The organism is Streptomyces sp. F001 (assembly GCF_004187715.1).
Taxonomy (GTDB): Bacteria; Actinomycetota; Actinomycetes; order Streptomycetales; family Streptomycetaceae; genus Streptomyces; species Streptomyces flavusporus.
In genome coordinates this window covers 353,151-373,712 of record NZ_QZWF01000003.1, presented here as the reverse complement: position 1 = coordinate 373,712, position 20,562 = coordinate 353,151, and the positions used below count along the sequence as shown (strand labels likewise).

Annotated in this window: 29 protein-coding genes, 1 tRNA gene and 1 pseudogene; 6 read left to right on the top strand and 25 right to left on the bottom strand. The window is 70.1% G+C overall.

Features of this window, described 5'->3' with window-relative positions:
- Positions 1 to 54 precede the first annotated feature (54 nt).
- Complete coding sequence (locus StrepF001_RS14965) at positions 55 to 303, bottom strand: hypothetical protein (RefSeq protein WP_129798725.1); 249 nt, start codon at positions 301 to 303, stop codon at positions 55 to 57.
- Complete coding sequence (locus StrepF001_RS14960) at positions 300 to 707, bottom strand: ATP-binding protein (protein ID WP_129798724.1); 408 nt, start codon at positions 705 to 707, stop codon at positions 300 to 302. Before StrepF001_RS14960 ends, StrepF001_RS14965 begins: the two co-directional genes overlap by 4 nt.
- A 306-nt stretch (positions 708 to 1,013) precedes the next feature.
- Here StrepF001_RS14960 and StrepF001_RS14955 point away from each other — a divergent pair, with 306 nt between their 5' ends.
- Both StrepF001_RS14955 and StrepF001_RS14950 read left to right on the top strand, forming a co-directional pair.
- Positions 1,014 to 2,324 (top strand): hypothetical protein, encoded by a 1,311-nt coding sequence (locus StrepF001_RS14955; protein WP_129798723.1) that lies wholly within the window; start codon positions 1,014 to 1,016, stop codon positions 2,322 to 2,324.
- 10 nt (positions 2,325 to 2,334) lie between these two features.
- Complete coding sequence (locus StrepF001_RS14950) at positions 2,335 to 2,907, top strand: N-acetyltransferase (RefSeq protein ID WP_129798722.1); 573 nt, start codon at positions 2,335 to 2,337, stop codon at positions 2,905 to 2,907.
- Between the two features lie 128 nt (positions 2,908 to 3,035).
- Here StrepF001_RS14950 and StrepF001_RS14945 read toward each other — a convergent pair whose 3' ends face one another.
- The 10 genes from StrepF001_RS14945 to StrepF001_RS14905 all read right to left on the bottom strand — a co-directional run bounded on the left by StrepF001_RS14945 (position 3,036) and on the right by StrepF001_RS14905 (position 9,420).
- Positions 3,036 to 3,509: a hypothetical protein gene (locus tag StrepF001_RS14945; protein WP_129798721.1), complete on the bottom strand. Its 474-nt coding sequence runs from the start codon at positions 3,507 to 3,509 to the stop codon at positions 3,036 to 3,038.
- 185 nt (positions 3,510 to 3,694) lie between these two features.
- A complete protein-coding gene (locus tag StrepF001_RS14940) occupies positions 3,695 to 3,919 on the bottom strand; it encodes a hypothetical protein (protein ID WP_240797509.1) in 225 nt (74 codons plus the stop codon).
- Between the two features lie 144 nt (positions 3,920 to 4,063).
- Entirely contained in the window at positions 4,064 to 6,178 is a 2,115-nt protein-coding gene (locus tag StrepF001_RS14935; RefSeq protein WP_129798720.1) for an FtsK/SpoIIIE domain-containing protein, read from the bottom strand.
- Between the two features lie 107 nt (positions 6,179 to 6,285).
- Positions 6,286 to 6,603, bottom strand: a complete 318-nt coding sequence (locus StrepF001_RS14930; protein ID WP_129798719.1) for a hypothetical protein — start codon at positions 6,601 to 6,603, stop codon at positions 6,286 to 6,288.
- Positions 6,600 to 6,776 (bottom strand): hypothetical protein, encoded by a 177-nt coding sequence (locus StrepF001_RS14925; RefSeq protein WP_129799110.1) that lies wholly within the window; start codon positions 6,774 to 6,776, stop codon positions 6,600 to 6,602. The genes StrepF001_RS14930 and StrepF001_RS14925 overlap by 4 nt, the downstream gene beginning before the upstream one ends.
- Entirely contained in the window at positions 6,773 to 7,906 is a 1,134-nt protein-coding gene (locus tag StrepF001_RS14920) for a hypothetical protein (protein ID WP_129798718.1), read from the bottom strand. The genes StrepF001_RS14925 and StrepF001_RS14920 overlap by 4 nt, the downstream gene beginning before the upstream one ends.
- On the bottom strand, positions 7,903 to 8,484 hold the full coding sequence (locus StrepF001_RS46440) for a hypothetical protein (protein ID WP_206306861.1): 582 nt from the start codon (positions 8,482 to 8,484) through the stop codon (positions 7,903 to 7,905). Before StrepF001_RS46440 ends, StrepF001_RS14920 begins: the two co-directional genes overlap by 4 nt.
- A 104-nt stretch (positions 8,485 to 8,588) precedes the next feature.
- On the bottom strand, positions 8,589 to 8,780 hold the full coding sequence (locus StrepF001_RS14910) for a hypothetical protein (protein ID WP_129798717.1): 192 nt from the start codon (positions 8,778 to 8,780) through the stop codon (positions 8,589 to 8,591).
- Positions 8,777 to 8,944 carry a hypothetical protein gene (locus tag StrepF001_RS45610; RefSeq protein WP_165396275.1) on the bottom strand — a complete coding sequence of 56 codons (168 nt, stop codon included), beginning with the start codon at positions 8,942 to 8,944 and terminating at the stop codon, positions 8,777 to 8,779. Before StrepF001_RS45610 ends, StrepF001_RS14910 begins: the two co-directional genes overlap by 4 nt.
- Positions 8,941 to 9,420 (bottom strand): hypothetical protein, encoded by a 480-nt coding sequence (locus StrepF001_RS14905; protein WP_129798716.1) that lies wholly within the window; start codon positions 9,418 to 9,420, stop codon positions 8,941 to 8,943. The genes StrepF001_RS45610 and StrepF001_RS14905 overlap by 4 nt, the downstream gene beginning before the upstream one ends.
- Before the next feature lie 191 nt (positions 9,421 to 9,611).
- Between StrepF001_RS14905 and StrepF001_RS14900 the strand changes: the two genes are divergently transcribed.
- A complete protein-coding gene (locus tag StrepF001_RS14900) occupies positions 9,612 to 9,893 on the top strand; it encodes a hypothetical protein (RefSeq protein WP_129798715.1) in 282 nt (93 codons plus the stop codon).
- A gap of 398 nt (positions 9,894 to 10,291) precedes the next feature.
- A tRNA-Arg gene (locus tag StrepF001_RS14895) sits at positions 10,292 to 10,364 on the top strand.
- An 81-nt stretch (positions 10,365 to 10,445) separates the two neighbouring features.
- On the opposite strand, the gene StrepF001_RS14890 is transcribed toward StrepF001_RS14895, so the two are convergent.
- The 13 genes and pseudogenes from StrepF001_RS14890 to StrepF001_RS14830 form a co-directional block, all read right to left on the bottom strand.
- Complete coding sequence (locus StrepF001_RS14890) at positions 10,446 to 11,690, bottom strand: site-specific integrase (RefSeq protein WP_206306860.1); 1,245 nt, start codon at positions 11,688 to 11,690, stop codon at positions 10,446 to 10,448.
- Complete coding sequence (locus StrepF001_RS14885; protein WP_129798713.1) at positions 11,678 to 11,884, bottom strand: helix-turn-helix domain-containing protein; 207 nt, start codon at positions 11,882 to 11,884, stop codon at positions 11,678 to 11,680. The genes StrepF001_RS14890 and StrepF001_RS14885 overlap by 13 nt, the downstream gene beginning before the upstream one ends.
- On the bottom strand, positions 11,881 to 13,161 hold the full coding sequence (locus StrepF001_RS14880; protein WP_129798712.1) for a replication initiator: 1,281 nt from the start codon (positions 13,159 to 13,161) through the stop codon (positions 11,881 to 11,883). Before StrepF001_RS14880 ends, StrepF001_RS14885 begins: the two co-directional genes overlap by 4 nt.
- Before the next feature lie 153 nt (positions 13,162 to 13,314).
- Positions 13,315 to 13,572, bottom strand: coding sequence for a SpdD protein (locus StrepF001_RS14875; RefSeq protein ID WP_129798711.1), 258 nt, complete (start codon positions 13,570 to 13,572; stop codon positions 13,315 to 13,317).
- Between the two features lie 26 nt (positions 13,573 to 13,598).
- Positions 13,599 to 13,793, bottom strand: a complete 195-nt coding sequence (locus StrepF001_RS14870; protein WP_023588145.1) for a hypothetical protein — start codon at positions 13,791 to 13,793, stop codon at positions 13,599 to 13,601.
- 9 nt (positions 13,794 to 13,802) lie between these two features.
- Positions 13,803 to 13,994, bottom strand: a complete 192-nt coding sequence (locus StrepF001_RS14865) for a mobile element transfer protein (RefSeq protein ID WP_129798710.1) — start codon at positions 13,992 to 13,994, stop codon at positions 13,803 to 13,805.
- Positions 13,994 to 14,185, bottom strand: coding sequence for a hypothetical protein (locus StrepF001_RS14860; protein WP_129798709.1), 192 nt, complete (start codon positions 14,183 to 14,185; stop codon positions 13,994 to 13,996). Before StrepF001_RS14860 ends, StrepF001_RS14865 begins: the two co-directional genes overlap by 1 nt.
- Before the next feature lie 19 nt (positions 14,186 to 14,204).
- Positions 14,205 to 14,861, bottom strand: a pseudogene (locus StrepF001_RS14855) (DUF2637 domain-containing protein).
- A gap of 81 nt (positions 14,862 to 14,942) precedes the next feature.
- The gene (locus StrepF001_RS14850) at positions 14,943 to 16,316 is read right to left on the bottom strand and encodes an FtsK/SpoIIIE domain-containing protein (RefSeq protein ID WP_129798708.1); all 1,374 of its coding nucleotides are present in this window, start codon (positions 16,314 to 16,316) and stop codon (positions 14,943 to 14,945) included.
- Between the two features lie 5 nt (positions 16,317 to 16,321).
- Positions 16,322 to 16,672, bottom strand: a complete 351-nt coding sequence (locus tag StrepF001_RS14845) for a hypothetical protein (RefSeq protein WP_129798707.1) — start codon at positions 16,670 to 16,672, stop codon at positions 16,322 to 16,324.
- A 132-nt stretch (positions 16,673 to 16,804) separates the two neighbouring features.
- Positions 16,805 to 17,533 (bottom strand): GntR family transcriptional regulator, encoded by a 729-nt coding sequence (locus StrepF001_RS14840; protein ID WP_129798706.1) that lies wholly within the window; start codon positions 17,531 to 17,533, stop codon positions 16,805 to 16,807.
- Between the two features lie 92 nt (positions 17,534 to 17,625).
- Complete coding sequence (locus StrepF001_RS14835) at positions 17,626 to 18,063, bottom strand: ATP-binding protein (RefSeq protein WP_129798705.1); 438 nt, start codon at positions 18,061 to 18,063, stop codon at positions 17,626 to 17,628.
- A gap of 280 nt (positions 18,064 to 18,343) precedes the next feature.
- A complete protein-coding gene (locus StrepF001_RS14830; RefSeq protein ID WP_129798704.1) occupies positions 18,344 to 19,084 on the bottom strand; it encodes a GntR family transcriptional regulator in 741 nt (246 codons plus the stop codon).
- Positions 19,085 to 19,185: 101 nt separating this feature from the next.
- On the opposite strand from StrepF001_RS14830, the gene StrepF001_RS14825 reads away from it, so the two are divergent.
- Complete coding sequence (locus StrepF001_RS14825; protein ID WP_129798703.1) at positions 19,186 to 20,292, top strand: DUF1152 domain-containing protein; 1,107 nt, start codon at positions 19,186 to 19,188, stop codon at positions 20,290 to 20,292.
- Complete coding sequence (locus StrepF001_RS14820; protein WP_129798702.1) at positions 20,289 to 20,543, top strand: hypothetical protein; 255 nt, start codon at positions 20,289 to 20,291, stop codon at positions 20,541 to 20,543. Before StrepF001_RS14825 ends, StrepF001_RS14820 begins: the two co-directional genes overlap by 4 nt.
- Positions 20,544 to 20,562: the final 19 nt, after the last annotated feature.

The window sequence follows — 20,562 nt, the reverse complement described above, 5'->3', positions numbered from 1 at the left end:
GACCCGCTCCACCCCCGGTGGGGAGCCTGCTGTGTGGGAGCGGAGCGGGGTTGTTCACCGCCCGGTGCCGGGCGCTCGGTCTCCGGCACCAGGCGGCGGCTCAAGGGGCGCCGCCTGCGGTATGCGGTCGGCGCAGGGCGGGCAGATCCACAGCCGGAACAACCGGCCGCGGTGGCGCGCATCGCCCCACACACGGCCGGCCAACCCCAACTGGCGGGCGCAGCGCGCGTAGTCGATGGCCATCTGCTGGCGCGGGCTGAGCTGGTCGACGCGCGGCAGCTCGGCCATGGCGGGCCCGCTCACTGCCCGCCGTCCGCGCGCAGCTCGGCCCACACGCGTTTCCCGCCGTGCACCAGCTCACTGCCCCAGTCGTGGGCGAGGGCGCCGACGAGGAGGAGCCCACGTCCGTGCTCGGCATCCGGGGATAGCGTGCCCGGGACGGGTCTGGTGCGGGACGTGTCCGTCACGACGATCCGCGCGGACTCCTCGCCGGTCCGGGTGATCGAAGCACCAACAGTGTCCGCGTCCGTGTGCTCAACCGCGTTCGCCACCAGCTCTGTGACGACCTGCTCCGCGACGTCCACCAGCTGAGGGAGCCCCCAGGTCTCCAGCGCCAGAGCTATATCCCGTCGCGCCTGCCGTGCGGCCTCCAGCTTCGCCGGATAGCGCTCCTGATAGCGCTGTGGCCCTACGTGTGCAGCGGTCATGGTCATCGTCGCGTCCCTCGGTGGTGCTCGCGTTCGATGGGCGGGCTGAGCTGTCAACAGCCGCCCGCTGAAGGGAGGGCAGCCGGTAACCAGACAACTCCCCGTCGCGCCGAGTTGGTGAGTCATCTCGTCACCGTCCACGCAAGCAGCATCGTGGGAGCGGCTGCGACGCCGGAGCGATGTAAGAACGATGAAAGAACGGGCCGTTGGTGGCGTGATCTCTGCCGACGCCGGGGCACGAACAAGGTGGGGACGGTACGGTCCCCCGTACCCGTCCCGTCACATCGGATGCTGCCCGGAGCCGGTATGGCTGACCGCCGCAAGATCCCCAACGCCGTGTTACGCGCGGTGCGCGAGAACGAGTTCCAGATGTCCCGCCAGGAGTTCGCGAAGCTCATCGTGACGACGGGCGAGGAGATGGGCGAGACAGTCGCCTGTACGCCGCGCCTGGTGGCGGCATGGGAGGACAGGGATGTTCAGCTTCCGCGTGCTGTGTACCGGCGTGTGCTCACCCGGCTGACCGGGCGCACCATGGGTGAGTTGGGGTTCCGCCTCAGCAGCCCGGCGCGGCCGGTCGCGCCGGCATCCGTGGCGGACGTGCCAGAACAGGAGCAGGGAGTGGACCGCCGTGCCTTCGTGATGGACGGCGCGGGCGCTGCCCTGTCGCTCATCCCGCTTGGGGCCACCAGGGAGAACCCGCCGGGCCGGATCGGGGTCGGCGACGTGCGGGCCGTCGACCGAGCCGTCAGCCAGATCTACGCACACGACCACGACCACGGCTCCGCCGCCCTGCGCCGCGCTGCCTCCGAGGCGCTGCACACCGCCTACCAGTGGCTCCAAGAGGGGACGTACACGGAGCGGACCGGCAAGCGGCTGCGGTCGGCGACCGGCCATCTGTCGATCGCAGCCGGGTGGCTGTCGTACGACTCCGGCCGCCCGGCCGACGCCCGCAGCCTCTACAACGAAGCGCTGGCCGCCGCCCGGATCGCCGACGACCCGGCCCTCGAAGGGCACGCCTTCGGCTGCCTCTCTCTACTGGCCAAGGCATCGGGCCGCCCCCGCGAGGCCATCTCCGCAGCCCAGGGCGCACAGACGGTAGTGAAGTCGTACGGCTCGGCGCGGATGCTCTCCCTCATGGCGATGCGGGAGGCCGGCGGCTGGGCCCTGCTCGGCGACGCCAGCGCCACGGATCAGGCGATCGTGCGCGCCCACCGCCTCTACGCCAAGGGGCCGACCGACGCGGACCCCGCTTGGCTGGAGTTCTACACGCCCGCCGAACTGGCCGGACTCGAAGCCCTCGCGCGGGCCGACCTCGACCAGCACGAACGGGCCGCAGCCGGAGCGGAGCAGGCCGTGTTGCTTCACGGCGACGCCTTCGCGCGCAACCGCGCCCTGTACACCGCGGACATCGCCATCCAGCATGCGGTGAGGGAACGGCCCGAGCCGGAAGCCGCGGCAGAGGCCGCCAGCCGCGTCCTGGCCTACCTCCCCGAGGTGCGCTCGGACCGGCTGTTGAAGCAACTGCACAACGTCGAGAGCGCGCTTCAGCGGCACGCCGCCGTCCCGGCGGTTGCTGACTGGCTGGAGGAGTACCGCACCAAGACCGGTGTCAGCTGAGGAGGAGACGGTGACCACCCCGAGCACGCGTACCAACGTGGTGATCCGCACCTACGGGCCCGGCAAGGTGCCGCCGATGCTCGACGTGCTCGCCGACATCTGGGCCGACGCCCACCCCGAACTCGTCGACAACCCGAACGCGGAGGCACTCAGCCTGTCCGTGCCCGCCCTGCGCCGCCAGGTCGAAGGCCACCTCAAGCACCCCGGCTTCACCCTCGTCGTCGCGTACGCGGGCGGCACTCCTGTCGGCTTCGGCTACGCCTTCCCCTGCTCCGCCGACTACTGGTTCGGCCCCGGCCTGGTCGACCAGGTCCCCGAGGGCGCCCGCACGGAGCGCCTGATGGGGCTGTGCGAACTGGCCGTGCGCCCACCCTGGCAGTCCCAGGGCATCGGCACACGGCTGCACACCGCGCTGCTCCAGGCCATCAATCCGAAGTGGTCCTCACTGCTCGCACTGCCGTCCAACCAGCGCGGTCAGGACCTCTACGCGCGGCTCGGCTACGCGTATGCGGGCGAGTACAGGAACACACCCGACGGCCCGGCCTTCGATCTGCTGCTTCTCCGTGTCGAAGACGTGGACTGACGGGCGGTCTATGCCGGGGAGCCCAGAGCGGACGTGGTCGGCGACGGACCCCGAGACTGAACACATGTCGTCTCGGGGGCCATCGTCGTTCCGGAAGCGATCAGCTCACTCAGCCGCAGCAGACGGTCTCATGAACTTTCCGGCCCCCGCAGGGGCGCGGCGTTGATCCGTCCGCGGATGAACAATCCGGAGACGTGCCGCAGCTCAGAGATGATGCGGCGCAGGTCGTCCTCTGTCACACGCAAGTTGATGTTTGTCTTGGGGTGCCACAAGACCTTCTCGGGGTCGGGCAGTCCTGGAGCCATGCGCAGCACTTCGACGGCGTGCACCAAGCGGTGTCGCTCCAGGAGCGCGGCAGACATGCGGCTCTCCATCTCGACGAGCCTGGCGTGGTACTCGGTGCTTATGTCACCGGCCTTCTGGCACTCCTGCATGTACTTGCGCAGGGCTGTACGGGCACCTCCAGGCCGAATGAGGATCTCGGCTACCTCCTTATCGCTGCGGTGGCGGGCATAGCTGACGTAGTACGCGGCGGAATACTCCACCACGGACGACTCCACGGTGATCTCGCCGAGGAGTTGGAGGAACGTGTCGTCTGCCATGACGGCAGGCTCGCAGTCCCCGCTACGGCCCACTGGGCTAGTGACCTTCCTGTGACAAGACGGATGCTGCGCTCCAGGTCGGCTACGGCTAACTGAGCGGGTAGGCGCGGACAGCCAACAGCCCCCGACACGGAACACACACCGTCTCGGAGGCTGTTGTCGTACCCGTGCCAGAACCGGGCGGATCAGCGGGTGCCAGCCTGACGGGTACGGTGCCACGCGTTGTGGAGGCGTCGGCCGACGCGCAGCCGGTACTTCTTCCCGCGGCAGCGCGGGCACGTCCGGGCCTTGCCGAAGCGCTCGGTCTTGCCGGTGCCGGCGCACTTGCGGCAGAGGGCGAACGGCCGGGCTGCGCACAACGCGACGTAGCCGAGCAGGCCGACGAGGACGGTGGCCATAGCGGTCAGCACGGGATCTCATCTCCTCGTTCCGGGCGGTTTCCTGCCCCCTGGGGCCGGACCCTGCTAGACGCTAGGTACCTGGTCAGGGACCGGTTTCGCTGCTAGCGGGGGTGCTAGACCTAGCAGGGGCGGGCGCTAGGTCTAGCGGCCGTTCTAGGGCCGGGCGGCGGCCCTGTCGGCGTCCCGGCGGGCGACGGCGGCGGCAACGTCGGCGCGGGTGATGCCGCGCCGGTTGCGGCCCTCGCCGTCGTCGTCCGTGCCCCACACCTGCCCCGTCTCGACTCCCCACGGCTTGAGTGCGCTGGTGACCTGGGCGCCGCCCCATTCGCCGTAGACGTCGGGCCAGCGCTCGCCGAGGCGGGCCGCGATCCGCTCGCACCACACCCGCTCCTCGGCGGCCGGGATGACCGCGAGGACGTCGCCGAGGACGTCCATGCCGGTGCGCGCCTCGGGGCCCTCGCCGATGGCGTGGCCGGTGATGTTGCCGTACTCCTCGCGCAGCGTCCGGGCGCGTGCGACGACCAGCTCGGCCCGGGGAGCGTCGACGAACGCGGAGGCGACGATGCGCGGGTCGTCGCCCTCGCCGCTCATCCAGCAGATACCGAGGTCGGAGCGGCTGAACATGGTGGCGCGGATGCCGGCCTTGTACGCGCCGGTGCCCAGCACCATGTCGTTCGCCTGGTGATTCATGACCTTCAGGCAGAACCGGAGCACCGCGTTCGCGCTGATGCCCGGGGGAAGGGACTTCGCGTCGGGGCGCTGGGTGGCGAACATGCCGATGATGCCCAGGGCCGGGCCACGCTTGGTGATGTCCGTGCAGATGGCTTCGATCTCGGCCCCGTACGTCTCGTGCTCGAACAACACCTGGCACTCGTCGGCGCCGACCACGATGGGGTGCAGCCCGTACCGCCTGTCACTGGCCAGCGCGGGCGTGACCTTCGACTCGGGGCAGATGGAGCGCGGCAGGGACTTGATCACTTTGGCCCGGCGGCGCAGCTCCTCCTTCAGCTCCCGCAGGGCGTGAAGGATGTACTCGACGTCCTCATCTTCCTCCCCGGCCCGGTACCTGTGGCACACGGGCTCCAGGGCGCCGAGGTCGCCGGTGCCCTTCAGGTCGAAGGCGTACAGCGCGGCGCGCGGGTCCAGGGCGGCGATGAGCAGCAGCAACCGGAGCAGGAACGTCTTGCCCATGCGGGGGATGGAGCCGATGACCACGGAGGCGAACATCAGGGTCACGGTGATGTTCCGCATCCGCTCGTCGTTGCCGAACACGACCGGCTTGAAGAGGTCCACGGTGCCGTCGTGCAGCAGCGGCCACGCCGGTTTCTTCGTCTCGTTCATCGGCCGGTCGCCGACGTAGAGGATCATGCGGCCCTGGTGCTCGTTGGGGTCGCCGGACGGCCACACGCAGCCCAGCTTGCGGCGCAGGCCGGAGGCGAGGGCCTCGCGCCGCTCCATGACGTCTTCGGGGACGACGCCGTACGGCAGGTCCAGGTGCGCCTCATAGCCGGGGCCGGAGCGGGCGATCTCGGCGGTGAACCGGAGGCCGTCCATGTCGCCGCCCTTCTTGATGGCGGCGGAGATCTTCGCGTTGCTGATGGAGTCCAGGCCGCGCAGCACGATCGTGCTGGTGAGCCGCTGTACCTCCGTCTTCAGCACGGCCGGGCCGATGACCGGGGCGTCTTGCTGCTGGCCGAGCCAGCCGAGGGTGAGCACGCCGCCGCACGCGAACGCGTACAGGAACGCGGGCGCCATGACGTACAGCCACAGCGCGAAGCCGACGCCGAACACCGCGGCGACGAGGACGACCAGGCCACGCAGCCGCACCCGGCCGGCGCGCAGCCGGGCCAGGCGCATGTACTCCTCGACGTCCTCGTGCCGTACGGCCCAGTCCCGCAGCGGGGCGGCCTCGCGGTCCCACATCCACCGGTTCGTGGTGGTGACGAACCGGCAGGCACCGCGTGGCGCCATGGCGGTGAGCTGGATCCCGTACCAGGGCGCGCGGAGCCCGTGGTAGAGCGACGCGTAGAGCACCCGCCCGGAGGCCCGCTCGACGGTGGCCAGGAGGTCACGGCGGTTGGTCAGCCACGGCGCGATGATCGGCCGCCGCCGGTAGTCGACGACGCCCGGCGCGGGCAGGTCGGGGTTGTCCACAGGGCGCGGCGGCTCCTGTACATCCTCGACGGACGGGACCTCAGCGCCGTCCTTGACGAGCGGAACCGGGATCTCCCCAGCGTCGATTAGGGGGCGGTGAGCGATGTCGGTCATGCTGAGGGCTTCCTGTCTCTTGCTGGAGTCGGGAGCCCGGGGACGGCCCGTGCTTGGCGGCTGGAGGCTGTCCCCGGGGCATGGGTTGTGGGGTTTGTGGCGGGCGGTCAGCGGCCCTTGCGTAGCTCGCGGATGACGAACAGGAACACCAGGGCCGAGCCACTGACCGCGACCGCGGTGACGGCGACGGCGAGGAACACCGCCGCGGCTGCCGTGCACGCGGCGCAGATGCCGGCCGTGATGGCGAGGACCTGGCCGGTCGACCGGCGCGGCCGGGCCGCCTGGTGCCCGTGGTGGCATCCGCAGCCGTTGCCCTGTGCGGGCTGCTGCGCTGCGCGGAGGGCTGCGAGGACGACCGCGTACGTCTCGGATTGGTGGGCTGCCTCGACCGCATCGCGGGATGCCCGGGAGGTCTCGCCGCTCATGGCGTCCACCTCTGGGGCCTGCGCAGGTGAGGGCGGACGGCGAGGCCGAGCGCGAACGCCACGACCACGGGCTGAGAGGCGACCGCCGCGGCGACGGTGACGACGACCCCGAGCAGCGAGGGCCAGAGCAGCAGGACGCCGAGGACGGCGCCGAGGAGGAGCCAGCGCATCACGCGTATCCGCCTTCCATCTTCCGTACGGGGGGCTCGGCCGGGTCGTCCTCGCCCTGTCTCTTGGCCGCGCGGGACAGGGCGGTGCGGACGTAGTTCTCGGTGACGACTAGGCGCCGGTGACGGGCCACGTACTCGGCGATCTCGCGGGCTTTGGCGTCCGGGCCGAGGATGGATGCGGCCTCGATGACGGCGGCCTCCAGCGTGACCGGCTCCAGCCCGTTGACCTGCGGCGCATCAGCCGCATCACCCCGATGCACCTCGTACTCCGGGGGTCGGGTACCGAGGACCAGGGCGACGGCGAGGGCGTCGACGACGACCCCGTATGTGATCAGCAGTGAGGCGAGTTCGGCCGGCGGCATATCCGGGTGCGCATCATGGGCGACCCGGATCGCCTCGGCCGGGTCCATCTCGGCGAACTTCCGGCGCAGGACCTCGCGCGCCGACTGGTACGCGGGCGCGGCCGGGCGCTCGCCGGCGGCCGGGGCGGAGGCAACGGCGTACATCCCGGCCAGCGCCGCATCCGCGCCCTGCCGGAGCCGCTCGCGCTGCACCTCGACGAGGTCGGCGCCGAGCTGCACGTCACCGACGCCGACGCGGCTGACGAGCCGCCATGATGCGCGCGACGAGCGGGCGCGTACGTCCTTGTCTGGGTGGTTGGCAGCGCGGGCCTGGTGGAACGCGAGCCGCTGCACCGTCACGGCGTTGCGCCGCTGCGCCTCGGTGTCGACGCCCGTGCGGTAGACGACGACCCGGCGGGCGAGCAGGCCGAGTCCCTCGGCGGAGGCGCACATGGCGAGTGGGGTGACGCCGTAGACGACGGCCTCGGTGGCGGTGTCCGCCACGGCGACCCCGGTGAGGGCGGCGGCGACCGGGGCCGCCCACAGGCCGAGGCGGACCGGGGCGGGTGCCGTCTGGCCGAGCATGGTGAGTACGAGCATGACCAGGGCGAGGACGAGGGTGACGCCCTCGCCGGCGGCGACGACGCCCACGGCGGTCGCAGCGCGGCCGAACTCGGTGACGACGTTGGAGTAGGTGCCGATGGCACCGGCCACACCGGCGCCGATCATCGGCAGCGTGGCGAGGCCGAGGACGATGCCCTGTCCGATGGTGAGGCGGTTCGGCTCGGTCACCGGGCACCTCCGTAGCGGGCCGGGTCGCAGATCACGCAGACGTGCTCCGCGCTGCCCTCGTGGCAGTTGTCGACGCACGACCGGCACCACGGGGTGGTGCCGTACTGGGCGGCCCCGTCGAACCGGGTGTCGGTCGGGTCGAACGGCTTCCGGCAGCGCCCGCAGGCGGCGGCCTCGTCGTGCTCCTGATCGCTGTCCTCGTCGGCCGGTACGCCTTCCAGGTCGACGCCCAGCGGGGACGTGGCGGAGTGCATCTCGTTGACCGCCGCGCCGAGGCGTCCGGCGTGCTCGCGTGCCCTGTCCAGGGTGTTGAGCAGCCGGGCCATGGCCTGGTCGGGGTCGCCTCCGCCGTCGACCGCCACGCGGCCGTGCTCGTACGTGTGGCGCACGGGGCGGATGGCCTGCTCGATGGCCTGCGGCAGCATGCCCACCAGGCGGGCGAGCGGGCCGAGGGCGTCATAGGCGTGGCCCGGGAACTCCCACCCGGGCCCGATGGGACGCGATACGTGGTTGAACTCCCGGATGAGCTCGGCCGCCTCCGACAGGCAGGCGGCGGGCTCGGTGGTGCGGTCGTGCATGGAACTGGTCTCCCTCGGTCGGAGAAGTCGGAGAAGGATGAGGGATCGGACCCGGGCCCCGGGGCGGGCGGCATGCGCCGGCCTCCGGGACCGGGCCGGGACGGTCAGTGGCTGGCGGCGGCCTCGGCCGCGCGGGCGCGAAGCTCGGCGTCGTCCTGGCCGTCGCGCCGGTTGGCCGCGCCCCGGGCGTAGTCCTCGCCGCACAGCCGGTGCAGCCGGGCCACGCGCGCGGCCGGGAGCTGGTCACGGACGGTGCGAGCGGCTACGCCGTACAGCGGCTCGTCGACGGCGCTCACCGGCCACCCGCCCGGCGGAGGCTGCCGGTGACCCCGGCCGCCGTGACTGCGAGGCGCAGCGTGCGGCCCTGAAGGCGGCGGGCGATGATGCCCGCCGCGATCAGGCGGCGCGGAGCGTCCTCGGCCTGGCGGTCGACGGCCGGGGCTGGGGCGGTCGACGTCATGCCGCCACTTCCAGGGCATCGGCCGAGGCGGAGGCCGGGACGGTCTCGGCGCGGCGGATCTTGAGCGAGGGGGCGCAGGTCTTCATGGGCACGGGCCCGAGGCCGTTCGCCTTGAAGATCTCCCGGATTGCGTCGAGGTCGGCGGTCTGTCGGGAGGAGGTGACGCGCTCGACGATCCACGCGCCGTAGAGGCCAGCGGGGAGCCGGTCGAGGACCTTGCGGGCGGCGCGCTTGCCGCGGTCGGCGCGGCGGGCCTGGTCGGCGGCGCGGTCGTACTCCGCGGCGGCGGCCTCGATGACGCCGGTCTCCGGCATCTCCTCCGGGGCGTAGACGTCGGCCGGGTCCGGCGCGGCGGTCTGCTCCTGCTCCTGGACGAGGGCGGCCGGGGCGAGGACCGAGCGGACCGCGTCGGCGACGGTGCCGAGCAGGCCGCGCACGGTACGGGCGGCGCGAGGGGCCGTGAGAAGGTTCAGCACAGCGGTTCTCCTGTCGTGTCAGGTGTTCCGTGAGGCCCCGACCGGAAGGTGAGAGCTCCGGTCGGGGCCGCTCCGTTTCCGGAGCCGCAAACCGTGTATCTACACAGTACCGCTAAAACCGTGTAGATACACAAGTCGTGCGGGAAATGGCAGAATCCGTGTCGCTACACGGGCAAGGGAGAGGGCGACAGATGGCCGAGCAGCAGGGGGCCGCTCCGAAGCGGCACACCACCCCGCACCCGATCCGGGTGCCTGACCAGCTCTGGCACGCGTACGGGCGCGTCTGCGAGCAGCTCGGCACCGACCGCACCAATGACCTCCTGGACCACATGCGTGCCCAGGTGCGCGAGCATGGCACTGAGGAGGACCTGGCGGACCTCCTCGCCGCGGAGCGCGAGCTCGCCGAACGCCGCTCGCGCAAGGGAGGCCGGCCCCGCCGTACGCCCACGTCGGAGCGCTCCGGGAAGGCGTGAGCTGTCGGCACGGTGATGGCACACGGATGGCACCAAGAGCGCCGGACGCGTTCGGACGCCATCCGCCGCCATCGGTCAACTACCCATGCTGAGCTGGGCACACGGGTCGCCATCGGATGAAGCGGATCATGGCCGGACGAACCCCAGCACACTGCTAATGCGGTTTGGGTCTTAAAGCCCATCGAGGGTTCAAATCCCTCCGCCTCCGCGCGATCACCGAAGCCCCGGTCCACCCCGACCGGGGCTTCGCCGTTTCACCCCCTCAGAGTGCATTTCCGCAGGTCACAAGGGGTACGGCTAACGGATTTCACATGGCGGCGGCAGTCATGTAATGTTCTTCCTGTCGCCGCGAGCGGGCCGGAAGGGCCGGGAGCGGCGGGAAAACAGAACAAAGACAAGCACTCGTAGCTTAACGGATAGAGCATCTGACTACGGATCAGAAGGTTGCAGGTTCGAATCCTGCCGAGTGCGCACAGGTCAAAGGCCCCGGATCTCTCCGGGGCCTTCGGCGTTTCGGGGGAGTACAGCAGCGAAGTACAGCAACGGCTGATGTCAGCCGCCGGAATGGGTGCCGCCCATCGCAGCGGACAGCTTGCCTAGCGCGGACCGCACCTCCTCCTCACTCGCCTCGGCGTAGACCTCCATCGTCATGGTGATCTGCGAATGCCGGAGGATGCGTTGGGCCACCTTCGGGTGCACCTTCAGCGCGACCAGGAGCGAGCTGCACGTGTGCCGGGTGTTCCGCAGCGGGATCACGCGAAGGCCGGCGCGGCGGGCCCGCAGGGCGAACATGCGGGTGAGGTTGCCCGGCTCGATCGGAGTCCCGTACTTCGTCGTGAAGATCAGGCCGCGGGTGTCCTGCCAGAGCTTGCCGGCTGCCTTCCGGTCGCCGGTCTGCTGGGCCCGGCGCATTCGGAGCGCCTTGAGGCAGAACTCAGGGAGCGGCAGGAAGTCGTCCGACTCCTCGGTCTTGGTCTCCCGGTGGAGGATCTGACGGCCCGCCCGCTGGATCTGGTGATCCACGTACAGCTCACCCGTGTCGAAATCGATCGACTTCCAGGTGAGCCCGAGGACCTCACCGCGACGTAGTCCCAGGCACAGCACCAGCACCCAGGCTGCGAACAGCGGGTCTTCACGGGTTAGGGAATCGGCGAGGAAACGCCCCGCCTCGACCACGGACCAGGGCTTGATCCGGCGGCGACGAGGCTTGGGGACCTTGACCAGGGAGGCCACGTTCTTGCTGATCTCCTCCTCGGTCACGGCGTGGGTGAGCGCGGCCCGCAGAGCATCGCGCGCCGCCTGGACCACCCGACGGGACGGGTACGCCTCACAGCACTCTCCGACAGCACAGCAGCGCTGCCGTGACTTCGGCCGCTTGGCGTCCTTGCCCTGCGCGCAGCACTGGCAGATGCCGGCCAGCTTGGTGAGCCACTCCCGTACGTCCCGGACAGTTAGCTTGTCGAGCCGCTTCGCGCCCAGGTGCGGGACGATGTAGAGCCGTACCGAGCCCTCGTACGAGACGTACGACAGCGGGGCGAGGTTCGGCTTCACGATGGACTCAAGCCAGTACGAGAGGAACGCCGCGACCGTGCGGTGCCGGGTCTGAACCGGGCCCTTGCTGGCCTCACCGTGGAGCTTGATCCACTTCTCGTGGGTTTCCTCGCGGGTCTTGCCGTAGACGTACTTCCGCTTGCGGTCACCGTCCGGTGTGGTGACCCAGACGTAGGCGGCGAAGCCGTTCTTGTAGGGGTAGATGGACCCCTCGCCGTTGGCGCGCTTCCCGCTCATGCCGCCCACTCCTCAGCCTCGGAGACGCATCGGTTCACGTACTCGTCGATCCACTCCGGGAGGATGCGGCGGTTGCGGCCCACTTTTACGGAACGGATCTCGCCGCTCAGGACGAGGGCTTTGGTCTTGGACAGGCCGAAGCCGAGCATCTCGGCGACCTCGGCCGTGGTGTGCCACCTGCGTGTGACGGCCACCGTGGTCATGGGGTCGGTTCTCCTTCCGTTCCGGGGGCGGGTTCGAGGGATGCGGCGAGCCAGGCCTCACCGGTGCTCAGGCCGGTTCCGGCGAAGACCCAGTGAGCGAGGACGAGGGTGGTTTCGCCGTCCTGCGGGGTGGGCGGGGTGGCTTGGGCGCGGCGCCATTCGGCGCGGGCGTCGCGGAGGGCGCCGAGGGTGGTGGAGTAGCGGCGGGACTTGGTGGAGAAGTGGCCGCGGAAGCCGAGCATGTGGGCCCACGCGCGAAGCCGGAGCTCTGCCAGCTGGGGGCGCGCGCCGAGGGTCCAGGCGGTGCGGATCATTCGCCGGGCGTGGTCGGTGATCCGGGCCCCGGCCAGCTCGGCGAGGAAGCGGATCGGCCGGTCCAGGGTGCCGGTCGCTGTTTCGGCGCCTTTGGTGGCGTACTTGGCGATGTACGCGGCGACGGCCCGCTCGGTTAGCTCCTGGCCGTCGTCGAAGTCGGCGGATCGGATCGGGCGGACGTCGAGCTGACGACCGAACGTGAAGGTGTGGGCTCGGCCGTCGACTTCCGGTCCGCTGACGCGTGCGGCGGTGGTGGCGGCGCGAATGGCGTCAGTCAGCAGCTCGGCCGTTGCCCAGGCAGGAGGAGCCGTGTCGCCGCCCTCGGGGCCGTCGAGGCGGATGACCGCGTGGAAGTGGACGGCGCCTCGCTTCTGGTACTCGGCCACCTTGGCGAAGGAGATCCGGGCATGGTCGCGGAAGGCACGCTGAGTGAGACCGGCGCGCTTGGCGACCTCCCGGCGCAGGTAGATGGAGAAGCGCCGCCAGAGGGCCCCAGCGTGGGCGTTCCAGAGCACGGCTGCTTCGTAGTCGTAGGTGTCCGGGTCGAGGGGCGTGCCGAGGACCTGGTCTGTGTCGTCGTGCCGGACGCCGCAGCGGCAGGGCCGTCCGCTGGAAGGGCGGTTGTGGACCGGGCCGAAGCTGGGAGCCGTGAAGGTGGCGAACACGCGAGGGTGGACGGCGACCTGTTCGGGCGTGCCCTTGCCGCCGCGCAGTCCGGCGGTGATCAGGTGGTAGGTGTCGCGGCGGTAGGTCTCGGCGCAGGCCGCGCAGCGGGTGGCGCGGCGGTTGTTGCAGCGGACGAGGAGTTGACCGGCGGGGAGGGCGGTGGAGTCGAGGTGGTGCAGGACTCGGCCGATCTCGCCGGTCGTGGTGTCGACGGCGTGTTCGGTGCGGTGGCCGTCGAGGCGTACGGGGCGGGTGCAGCCGCCCAGGGTGGAGAGTTGGCGGGCCAGCTCGGGCATGGTGCCGAGGGAGGCCAGTGTGGAGAGTTCCGCCAGCGGGGGCGGAGTCTGCCGGGTGATGATGAGTCTTCCTTTCGGCTGTTTCGGCGGTTGGGAGGGACGGCCCCGGGGCGGCGGGATGCTTGGCGGCGTTGTTGCCGCCCCGGCGGCCGGTCAGCGCTTGTTCGTGCTGCTGACGAGGGAGCGCAGGACCACGGTGGCGATGGCCACGGAGACGGCCGAGACGGCGACGGCGGCCAGGAGTGCGGTGAGCACGACGCCGACGACAACCACGGCGGCGATTGCGCCGACACCGACCCCCACGAACGGGGTGACCGGGCGGCCGGCGGAGGGGGCCGGGGCGTGGTCCTGCGGGATGTGCGTGGTGATGCTCGGGACGTGCGGGGTGTCGGGCAGCTTGGGGCGGAACATCGCGGGACTCCTTGTCGGTCGGGGTGTCATTCGTGGGTGCCGTTGACGACGTCGACCCCGGAGCGGGTGCCGGACTCGATGGCCGGGGCGAGGAAGGTGTGCGAGAGCCAGAAGCCGAACAGAGCGATCACGACGGCGACCCAGAGACGGACGCCGAGAAACTTGATCGCGGCCCAGGCGATGACGCCCAAGACGAAGACGAGCGGGAGTGAGACGGTCACGGGGCCTCCTCAGCGGGCGGGGCAACGGTGGGTGCGGGCAGCCAGCTCGGCAGCGGCCCGGCTGTCGTAGTCCGTGGAGAAGCCGCAGCGCGGGGCGGTGCAGGCGGCGGTGTGCTTCTCGCGGCCCCGGCCGTCGTAGTAGGTGCCGACCTGCACGGGGCCGATGCGGACGACGCGGCGGAAGCGGCGGTTGGCGGGCATCAGGGGGTCTCCTTTTCGGTCTCGCCGGTGAAGTCGGTGACGTGGTTGGCAAGCCAGCGCAAGATCTCGTCGCCCTCGTAGCTGTCGGCGGCGAGGATCACCGGCTCGGCGATCAGCACGGCTTCGGTCAGGCGGTTTTGTCGGGTCAGCTCGGCAGCGCGCTTGAGCGCGCGGAGCGTGGACGGGCGCACGGGTGAAAGTCCTCCGGGATCAGGTGAGTTGGGTGGCGATGGCTTCGGCGAGCGGCATCGGGACGCCGAGCCGTGCGCGAAGCGTCGAAGTGTCGATGGGCGTTCCGGTCCGGGCGCGGTGTTCGTCGGCGACCTTCCGGGCGAGAGCGACAAGGGCGGGCGGCACTGGGGAAGGCGAGGCCGGAGCCGACTCTGTTTCGGCATCGGGCAGTTCGGACGCCGCCGGGGGCGGTTCGGCTTCTGCGGCGGTAGGTTCCGGCGCTGCGACCGTCGAGGGCGGTTTGGATGCCGTCGCCGGAGCCTCGGTCGGCTTCGGTGCTCCGTGGGCGAGCAGGGTGCCGCCCAGGAAGGCGACCGCGGGCCAGCCCGCTACGAGGATGCGGAGCCAGGCCGGTACGTCGTCCAGGTCGAGCAGTCCGGCGGTGGCGACGTTGGCACCGAGGGACGCGGTCAGCGCGACGAGGAACCAGCACCACCCGGCCGCTTTCGCCTCACCGGAGCGGAGCCGCCGCCAGGCCGCCACCAACAGCAGGTCGACGGAGACCGGATAGGCCTACGCCTTCCAGCCGTCCTGTCCGGCGGCCAGCGCCAGGTCATGCAGGTGAGCGAAGGACAGCGCGGCGGCGATCAGTGCTTGGACGAGTACGGCGTCCACGCGGACGGGCAGGGCGCGCACGGCGACTCCTTCCAGTTCCGGGCATGGGTGGGGTAGGGACTTGGCGCGGGACGGCCGCGCCGACCGTTGGAGCGGGGTGGGCTACTCGGTGACCGGCTGAGGAGTGGCCACGTGGCCGGACTCCTTCACCGGCACGGGCGGGACGTACGGCCGGAACGGCGAGAGCGCCGGGACGTCCGGGGCGAGATCAGCCATGGCGCGGCAGGTGGCCGCAGCGTCGGCGAGGGACAGGTGCGGGGTACGGATACGGGACCAGCCGCCGGAGGTATCGCCGACCACGGCGACTCCCGGCCGCTCGGCGGCGATGGCGCAGGCGGCCATGACGGCTTCGGGGGCGATGTCGCCGAGCGCCATCTTGGCGGAGGCTTCGTCGTTCACGCGGTGGCAGACCCGGCCGGTCAACTGTGCCCGCAGCATGGTTGCGCCCTTGCCCAGTTCGGCCCCGAAGCGCTGCCCGCAGACCTCCAGGTAGATGCCGGCCGCGCGACCGAGCTGGGCGAGGCGGATCAGCTGGGTGACCATCTCGTCGCGCCGCTCCTCCTCCTTCTTCGTGGCCACGAGGAAGAGTTCGGCCACTTCGTCGATGAACAACACGATGGGAGCCGGGCGTTCGTCCTCCGGCAGGCCCCAGATGTCCGAGGTGATCCCCTCCTCGAGGGCGTCCGGGGCGAGACCCTGCCGGGCCTTGATCAGGTCGTATCGATCCTCCATTTCCTTGACGAGCACGGGCAGCAGCTCGGCCGCCTGCTCAGGCTCGGTCGCCAGCGCCGAGAGCCGGGACGTGAACGGCGCCAGTTCCACCCCGCGCTTGCAGTCGATTCCCACGAGAACCACCGGCTGAGGGGCCAGCCCAGCCAGCAGACACCGCAGGTACATGGACTTGCCGGACAGCGTGGCGCCGAGCACGAGTTCATGCGGTACGGCCCGGTAGTCGCGCACGAAGGCAGTCGCGTCTTCCCGCAGAGCCACCGGCACCTGAAGCGGACCGACGTCGATCCGGCGAGGCATCCGCACCTTCCGCAGAACGTCGTAGCCGATGAGCCGCAGTTCCACGACTCCGGGCTTGACGTCCCGCACATACACGGCGTGAACGCCCCAGGCGTGCCGCAGCCGTTCGGCCGAGGCCGCCACGTCCGCCGGTTCCTGCCCAGGAGCCAGCCGCAGACGGAGCCGCAGGCCGGTCGAGGTGGGCCGGATCATGCCCCGGCGCGGGGGTACCGGTCGGACCTCACGGCGAGTGGTTGCCTTGACGGCCAGGGCCTGCCACCGGGACGGTTCGACCGTCAGGCCGCATGCGTCCATGGTCGAGGAGTACGAGGCCAGCAGCCGAGCCACCGAGACCGGTAACCCCACCGTCGACCAGTACGCCGCCGGGTGGGCGTGCCGGGCGTAGGCTGCACCGCCTATCGCAGCGAGCGACCCGCCCAGCTCGGCCCACGTCACCAGGTCCGCCACGACGATCAGCCCGCCTGGTCCATCGAGAAGGCGCCGGGTGCAATGGCGGTGGCCCGGTAGGCGATGCCGTGCCGCTGCTGGCCGTTGAACACGCTCTGCCAGGGCCGGGCGACGAGACCGGGCAGCGAAACCGGGGCGCCAACGGCCAGGCCGTCCGTCACACCGCTCTCGGGGATGGTGACCTGGATCAGCGACGACTCGCCCTCGTCGATGTAGACGACGCCGACGGTCATCAGCGCCTCACCGCTCACTGCGTCCTTGGCAATCTCGCCGGTCTGCCGGTCGCGCACCTTCGGCGCCGGGGCTTCGGTGAGCAGGATCGTGGCGGTCGAGGCGTCAACGCGGATCACACGCACAGATTTCTCCTTCTGAGTCGATCAACTTGCCACCTGACAAGTTGACTTAGCAAGTTCGAAGCTAGAGATGCCAGGTTGACTTGTCAAGCGCGAACCGGATGGGAATCGAGAGCAACTGACCGTGGAACGGGCTCAGTTCAGGCGGTAGGTGTCTTCCAGTTCCTGTCGGTCGGCAGGAAGCAGCACGTCAGAGACTTGCAGCGCCTGTCCAGAAGCGTCGCACGCAATGACCAGGACACTGAGGACGGGAACGCCGTCCGGAAGGTCCAGGAACTCGGCTTCGGCATGCTCGGGCAACCGGGCCGAGACCCGTTCCGTCACGTGGTCGAAGCGGACCTTCTTCCGCCCCTCCAGGTGTGCGCGAGTGCTGCCGCTCAGCACTTCGGCACTCTCCAACTCGGTGCCTTCGACCAGGCCGGCGGGGAAGTACGACGAGATCAGCTCAACCGGTTCGCCGTCCTCCTCAACCAGGAAGCGACGCATGAGGATCTTGGCCCGCTTGGGCAACCCAAGCACCGAGGCGACTCGCGCCGGAACAGGGACGTAGCCGACCTCGACCAACCGCCCTGGAGCTTGCGACTCGTCACGCGCGAGCGCTTCACTCCCCCTGCGGTCCTTCTGCTCCACTACGGCCGGGCGACCCCGCACGATGGTGCCGTACCCCTGCCGGGACTCCAGCCAGCCGTCGCGCTTCAGCAGCTCCAGCGCCCGGACGACGGTCGGGCGGGACATCCCGAAGGCTTGAACCAGTTGGTTCTCGCTGGGCACGCGGGTGCCGGGCGGGTACGTGCCGTCCTCGATGCGACGCTGGATGGTCTGAGCGAGGCGAACGTACTTCGGTGCCTCCACTTCATATGCCATGAATGCCGCCGCCTGTCGAGATTGGCCAAGTCAACTGGTCAACCAGACTAGCGACGATTCCGCCGGCGCAGTACCAGCGGAGCGTATTGCGCTCATGACGGCCAGGCATCGGCCATCTTGAAGGAGACCACCGTTCCGCCGAAGCGGCTGGGCCCGTGGTGCCAGGAGTCGGCGATGGAGTCGACGAGGAGCAGCCCGCGGCCGTGCGCGTCGTTGGCGTCGGGGTGCCGCAGCCGGACGCTCACCGGGAATCCCGGGTTGTGCACCTCGACCCGGAGTGAAGTCCCCTCGCGGAACCACTCCACTCGAACCATCCAGGGGTCGTCGGACCGGCCGTAGGCGATGGCGTTGGTCACCAGCTCCGAGATCATCAGCGCACAGTCGTCGACTGAGCAGGCCGGGTTGTACGGAGCGATGAACTTCCGGAACCAGCGCCGAGCCCGAGGCACGGACTCCGCTACGGGATGGAGGGTCATCGCGCCGAGTCGCGGTGAGTCCTCGGAGGGATAGCGGTCGATCGTGTAGGCCATCCGTGCTCACTCTCTGCCACTGCCGTCGCAGTCGAGGCAGCGCCGCTTCGATGTGGCACGGGTGCGGTCGGCGGCGGTGGCAAGCGCCAGGGTCGTACGCGAGCCGACACGCTTCCATCCGCGCCCACGGCAACCCCGGCAAGGTAAGTGCGTGCCCTGATCCGGCCGCTGACTCGTCACACCGTGCCCCCTTCCGATGAAGTGGCCTTAGCCACTTCCTGGATAGTGGCATTAGCCACTTCGCGACGCAAGCGGTTCGCCTCAACTGACTGGCTATCTGTCAGGAGAGCGGGTAGCCCTGCTCGAACGCCCAACGGTGCGGCGGGTAGGTGGCCTCAGCGAACTCCAGCGGCCGATCCTGGAGGTCGTAGACGACGTGATGCACGACCAAGACGGCAGACCCTGCGTCGAGTTGCAGGTCAGCCGCTTCCTCATCCGTCGCCGTCCGGGCACACATGCGATCCTCGGCGTAGCTCCCCTGACGCCCAGTCATGTTCTCGACGTACATCAGGGTGCCCTCTTGGATCCGCTCCGGCTCCAGCAGCTTGGGCGCCCGCTGCCCGACATCCGGCGCGAACCACGAAATGGACAGCGTGATGGGCCCGTCCTGGTTGTTGGTCACGCGTCGCCGGTGAACAGCCCGCCGGTCCTTCACCAGGCCGAGCGCCTCAGCGACATGATCCGGCGCCTCCAGCCAGCCGGCCGACGTGATGACCGCGTACTCGCCGGGCGTGTAGATCTTCCCCGTCTGTCGGGCACGGCCGTACAACTCACGTGCACGCCGGTTCACTTCGAGGCTCCGCACGTACGTGCCCGACCCCTGCCGCTTCTCGACCAGCCCCTGATGGCTCAGCGCCTCCAGCGAACGAGCCGCCGTCGGCCTGGACACCCCCCAATCTGCCGCCAGTTGCCGCTCCGAGGGGACTTCATCCCCCGGCCGCAGGTCGCCCCGAAGGATCTGATCGCGGATGTAGTGCGCGATCTGGAGATACTTCGGCTGAGCCTCCTCGATCTTGGGCATGCGCCCTCCTCGTTCCGTGCCGCTCCCGGCGGGCAAAGTGGCTATGGCCTCTAGCCACTATAGGGCGAGTGGTCAAGACCGGACCGCGTAGTCTTGGGCTCATGACGCGGTTGATCGTCGCAGCAGGAGGAGGGGGCGACGCAGTCGCCGCCGCAATGCTTGACGCCGCCCTGTACGGCGGCGACAACGGCCGGGCGGTGATCCTCACGTACGCGTGGGACCGCTTGTTGATCGACCCGGTACCGGGCCCCCGAGGGCCCGAGAACTTCACCGGCCTCGAACCAATCACTCCAGCCGTCTGGAAGGTGCCGGCGGAGGCCCGCCCGATCGCCCCGGCAGGCTCTACTCTTCCCCGGCTCGCGGCAGAGCTCCCGCACACGTTCGCGCTGATCGACCCACGACACGGCGCCGAGGGCATCACACGCCAACTCGAAGAGCTGGTGAGCCACTTGGAGCCCCAATCGATCGATCTCCTGGACGTGGGAGGCGATGTACTGGCACGGGGCGACGAGCCGACGCTGAAGAGCCCCCTCGCGGATGCCCTCACGCTGGCGGCTTGCGGCCAAGTGAACGCGCCCATCCGGCTGTTGATCGCAGGGCCGGGCCTGGACGGTGAACTCCCGCTCGAGGACATGCGCGGCATGCTCGGTCCGGTTGTCCAGACCCTCACGGCCAAGGATGTGGAGCCGGTCAGCTCGGTCCTGGGGTGGCACCCTTCCGAGGCGACCGGAATGCTCGCGGCGACGGCCCGAGGAGTACGGGGCACATGCGAGGTCCGGGACGCGGGACTTCCCATCCGCCTGACCGACGAGGGCCCGACGGTCCACGAAGTCGACCTGGACGAGGCGCTGAGCTGCAACAACTTGGCCCGCGCGATCATGACGACAGCCACCTTGGACGAGGTCGAGGCCCTCAGCCGCGAAGTGTGCGGCTTCTCGGAGATCGACTACGAGCGCAACAAAGCCCTGTGGCTCAAGCAGCAGCGGCCGGTGAAGCTGGACGCCGAGTCGGTGCTGTCCCAACTCGACCAGTTCGAGGCTGAGGCACGAAGCCGCGGAGTTACCCACACGACGTTCCGCCGCCTCACAGAGGCACTGAACCTGGGCGGCACTCAGCGCGAGGCCCTGCGCCAGCTGCTTATTAACAGCCGACCTGAGCAGCACGCGGCCCCACTGTGGAGCATCACAGCTACGAGCCCGACATCATGAGTGCGTTCAGGAGCGATCCGGACCTGATCGTGCAGGACAGCACCGGCAACGGCACGGAAATCGACGTTGCCACGAATCTGCTGAACGGCAGCATCAGGCTGTCGATCCTGTGGACGCAAGAGATCTTGCTGTCCGCCGACGCCGCAGAGCAATTGGCGGCCGCTCTGCAACGGGCTGCCGCACAGTCCCGCAGCATCACAGGCGCAACAGCCAACCGACCAGGCACAGCAACCGTGTCGGATCCCAGCTGATGCCTGACGTTCTGGTCCC

Excerpts from the sequence above, each read along its gene's own strand:
- StrepF001_RS14835 (WP_129798705.1), bottom strand. The coding sequence starts at position 18,063 with ATGGCCTACACGATCGACCGCTATCCCTCCGAGGACTCACCGCGACTC.
- StrepF001_RS14930 (WP_129798719.1), bottom strand. The coding sequence starts at position 6,603 with ATGAGCGGCGAGACCTCCCGGGCATCCCGCGATGCGGTCGAGGCAGCC.
- StrepF001_RS14875 (WP_129798711.1), bottom strand. The coding sequence starts at position 13,572 with ATGTTCCGCCCCAAGCTGCCCGACACCCCGCACGTCCCGAGCATCACC.
- StrepF001_RS14935 (WP_129798720.1), bottom strand. The coding sequence starts at position 6,178 with ATGACCGACATCGCTCACCGCCCCCTAATCGACGCTGGGGAGATCCCG.
- StrepF001_RS14830 (WP_129798704.1), bottom strand. The coding sequence starts at position 19,084 with ATGCCCAAGATCGAGGAGGCTCAGCCGAAGTATCTCCAGATCGCGCAC.
- StrepF001_RS14840 (WP_129798706.1), bottom strand. The coding sequence starts at position 17,533 with ATGGCATATGAAGTGGAGGCACCGAAGTACGTTCGCCTCGCTCAGACC.
- StrepF001_RS46440 (WP_206306861.1), bottom strand. The coding sequence starts at position 8,484 with ATGCACGACCGCACCACCGAGCCCGCCGCCTGCCTGTCGGAGGCGGCC.
- StrepF001_RS14955 (WP_129798723.1), top strand. The coding sequence starts at position 1,014 with ATGGCTGACCGCCGCAAGATCCCCAACGCCGTGTTACGCGCGGTGCGC.
- StrepF001_RS14885 (WP_129798713.1), bottom strand. The coding sequence starts at position 11,884 with ATGACCACGGTGGCCGTCACACGCAGGTGGCACACCACGGCCGAGGTC.
- StrepF001_RS14865 (WP_129798710.1), bottom strand. The coding sequence starts at position 13,994 with ATGCCCGCCAACCGCCGCTTCCGCCGCGTCGTCCGCATCGGCCCCGTG.
- StrepF001_RS45610 (WP_165396275.1), bottom strand. The coding sequence starts at position 8,944 with ATGACGTCGACCGCCCCAGCCCCGGCCGTCGACCGCCAGGCCGAGGAC.
- StrepF001_RS14820 (WP_129798702.1), top strand. The coding sequence starts at position 20,289 with ATGAGTGCGTTCAGGAGCGATCCGGACCTGATCGTGCAGGACAGCACC.
- StrepF001_RS14900 (WP_129798715.1), top strand. The coding sequence starts at position 9,612 with ATGGCCGAGCAGCAGGGGGCCGCTCCGAAGCGGCACACCACCCCGCAC.
- StrepF001_RS14880 (WP_129798712.1), bottom strand. The coding sequence starts at position 13,161 with ATGCCCGAGCTGGCCCGCCAACTCTCCACCCTGGGCGGCTGCACCCGC.
- StrepF001_RS14825 (WP_129798703.1), top strand. The coding sequence starts at position 19,186 with ATGACGCGGTTGATCGTCGCAGCAGGAGGAGGGGGCGACGCAGTCGCC.
- StrepF001_RS14960 (WP_129798724.1), bottom strand. The coding sequence starts at position 707 with ATGACCGCTGCACACGTAGGGCCACAGCGCTATCAGGAGCGCTATCCG.
- StrepF001_RS14945 (WP_129798721.1), bottom strand. The coding sequence starts at position 3,509 with ATGGCAGACGACACGTTCCTCCAACTCCTCGGCGAGATCACCGTGGAG.